Annotated in this window: 2 protein-coding genes; one reads left to right on the top strand and one right to left on the bottom strand. The window is 73.6% G+C overall.

What is annotated here, in order from left to right; translation table 11 throughout:
• Positions 1–8: 8 nt before the first annotated feature.
• Positions 9–1298: a TetR/AcrR family transcriptional regulator gene (locus AC07BF_RS35340; protein ID WP_478334452.1), complete on the bottom strand. Its 1290-nt coding sequence runs from the start codon at positions 1296–1298 to the stop codon at positions 9–11.
• 209 nt (positions 1299–1507) lie between these two features.
• On the opposite strand from AC07BF_RS35340, the gene AC07BF_RS35335 reads away from it, so the two are divergent.
• Positions 1508–2665, top strand: coding sequence for an acyl-CoA dehydrogenase family protein (locus tag AC07BF_RS35335; RefSeq protein ID WP_363617680.1), 1158 nt, complete (start codon positions 1508–1510; stop codon positions 2663–2665).
• The last annotated feature ends 127 nt before the right edge of the window (positions 2666–2792 follow it).

The raw sequence follows: 2792 nt of genomic DNA, 5'->3' as shown, positions 1-2792 counted from the left end.
GTACTTTTCTAGCCCCGGGAAGACACCCCCCCCCCCGGGACGGGCCCCCCCCCCCCCCGGCGGGCGCCCCCCCCCCGGCCGCCGTCCGTTCCGGGCAGTCCGAGGACGGCCCGGCCGAGGTGCAGCAGGCAGTTCCCGAGGTCCGGGCGGGCGCTGTGCGGGCGGTTCCGCACCCCGTCGTTGACCAGCGCGAACAGGGCGTGGACCCGGATCCGGGCCTCGACCGCGTCGTACTCGGGCCGGACCCGCCGCAGCAGGCCGACCCAGGTGCGCAGGAAGTCGCGCCGGAAGTCCACCGCGACCCGGCGGTCCGGCGGGGCCAGCCGCTCCGTCTCGCTGAGCATCGCGCCCAGGTAGTCGCCGTTGCGCAGCGCGAAGCCGACGTACGCACCCAGGCCGGCCGCCAGCGCCGCCTCCGGCCCGGCGGCGGCGGCGAACGCGCCGTCCACCTCCTGCCAGAGCCGTTCGCGGCTGCGCACCAGCGAGGCGGCGAGCAACTGGGCCTTGCTGTCGAAGTGCCGGTAGACACTGGGGCCGGAGATGCCGACGGCGGCGCCGAGTTGGTCGGTGCTGACGTTGTCGAAGCCGCGCTGGTGGAAGAGCCGGACGGCCGCCGCGAGCAGCTCCTCGCGGCGCGCCTGCGGCCTGGGCTCCGGCGACCCCGGGGCGACGGGATCGGCGGCGGGGACGGGAGCGGGGGCGACAGCGGGACCTGGGTGGACAGCGGGATCCGGGTGGGCGGCGGCGCCGCCCGGAGAGGCCGCGAGGACGGTGGCGACGAGTTCGCGCAGCACCGCCTCGGCGCGGCGCGGCTGCGGCGCGGCCGACTGGTAGGAGAGCCCGGTGCAGGCCGAGAGCGCCGACCAGCAGAGCAACTCGGCGTCCGGCAGCGGAAGTTCCGGCCGTCCGGCGCGCAGCACGGCGGTCATCAGCGCGACGTCGGCGCGCAGTTCGCGGCGCAGCGCCGCCCGCCGGGCCGGCGGCAGCAGCCTGGCGTCACGCTGCACCAGGGTGCCGAGCGGGCGGTGTCCGACCGCGACGGCGGCCAGCGCGGCGCCGAGGTCGCCGGCGGTGCGGGCCCCGCGCAGCCCGCAGGCCAGCGCGTCCAGCCCCAGCCGGACGGCGCGGTCGAGCAGTTCGGGCTTGCCTCGGAAGTGCCGGTAGAGGGCGGGCGCGGTGATGCCGACCCCGGCGGCGACCTCGGTCATGGAGACCTGGTGGTAGCCGCTGCGGTGGAACCGGTCGGCCGCCACGGCGAGGATCTGGGCGCGCCGCCCGGGAGGTCGTCGGACCACCATGGCGAGCCTCCCTCCCGCGCTCCGGACTGCCGACCGAAGGCTAGCAAGGATTCACTTGAGGACGCCGACCGCCGGTGGCCACCAGCCTTTTCCGGTGCCGTCGACCCTGGACAGCCGAAGCTACCCGGGATTAACTTGTGAGGCCATCACCTGGCACGTTCAGCCCCCGCCGGCGCCCGCAGCCGGTCACCACCGAAGGGAGCGCCGCCGTGCGCCGCACCGTGTTCAACGAGGACCACGAGGCCTTCCGGGAGACCATCCGGGACTTCATCGCCAACGAGGTCGTCCCGGTCTACGAGAGCTGGGAGGCCGACGGCCACCCGCCGCGCGACTTCTACCGGCAGCTCGGCGCGCTCGGCGTCTACGGCATCGAGGTGCCGGAGGAGTACGGCGGCGCGGGCGAGAGCGGCTTCAAGTACCAGACGGTGATCACCGAGGAGACCGCCCGGGCGGGCGTGAGCTTCGGCTCCTCGGGCGTGCACACCGCGCTGGTCCTGCCCTACCTGCTGGAGTACGCCACCGAGGAGCAGAAGCGGCGCTGGCTGCCCGGCTTCGTCTCCGGCGACATCATGACCGCCATCGCGATGACCGAGCCGGGCGCCGGCTCCGACCTCGCGGGCATCGCCACCACCGCGAAGCTCTCCGAGGACGGCACCCACTACGTCCTGAACGGCGCCAAGACCTTCATCACCGGCGGCGTGCTGGCCGACCTCGTCCTGGTGGTCTGCCGCACCGCCCCGTACGACCCGGACAACCGCCGGGCCGGCCTGTCCATCCTCTGCGTGGACACCACCTCCCCCGGCTACACGGTCGGCCGCAAGCTGCAGAAGATCGGCCTGCGCACCTCGGACACCGCCGAACTGGCGTTCAGCGACGTCAGGGTGCCGGTGGAGAACCTGCTCGGCGAGGAGGGCCGGGCCTTCTCCTACCTGACCCACAACCTGGTGCAGGAGCGGCTGGCGATCGCCGTCAGCGCGTACGCGTCGGCGGCCGCGGCGGTGCGGTTCGCGCTCCAGTACGTCAAGGACCGCAAGGTGTTCGGCAAGGCGGTGGCCGAGTTCCAGAACACCAAGTTCACCCTGGCCGACTGCGAGGCCCAGGTGGTGGCGCAGCAGTCGATGGTGGACCGCGCGCTGGAGCTGTACCAGCAGGGGGAGCTGACCGTCGCCGACGCGGCCGCCGCGAAGCTGTTCTGCACCGAGTCGGCCTCCACCGTCATCGACAAGTGCCTTCAGCTGCACGGCGGTTACGGCTACATCCTGGAGTACCCGATCGCCCGGCTCTACACCGACAACCGGGTGTTCCGGATCTACGGCGGCACCAGCGAGGTCATGCGCAGCATCATCGCCAAGTCCCTCGGCCTGTAGGCGGGTCCACAGCCGCGGGGGGGGGGGCCCCCCCCGGGGGTTGTCACACCCCAAATGGGGGGCCCGGGCTAGGAACGCGAATCCAGGGAGGGCTGGTCCTTGTGGGTGGGTGTGGGTATGTGGTGGA

It is taken from the genome of Kitasatospora sp. NPDC043950 (genome assembly GCF_056435345.1).
Note: the sequence above shows the minus strand (reverse complement) of the source record. Positions and strands in the feature narration are given on the sequence as shown.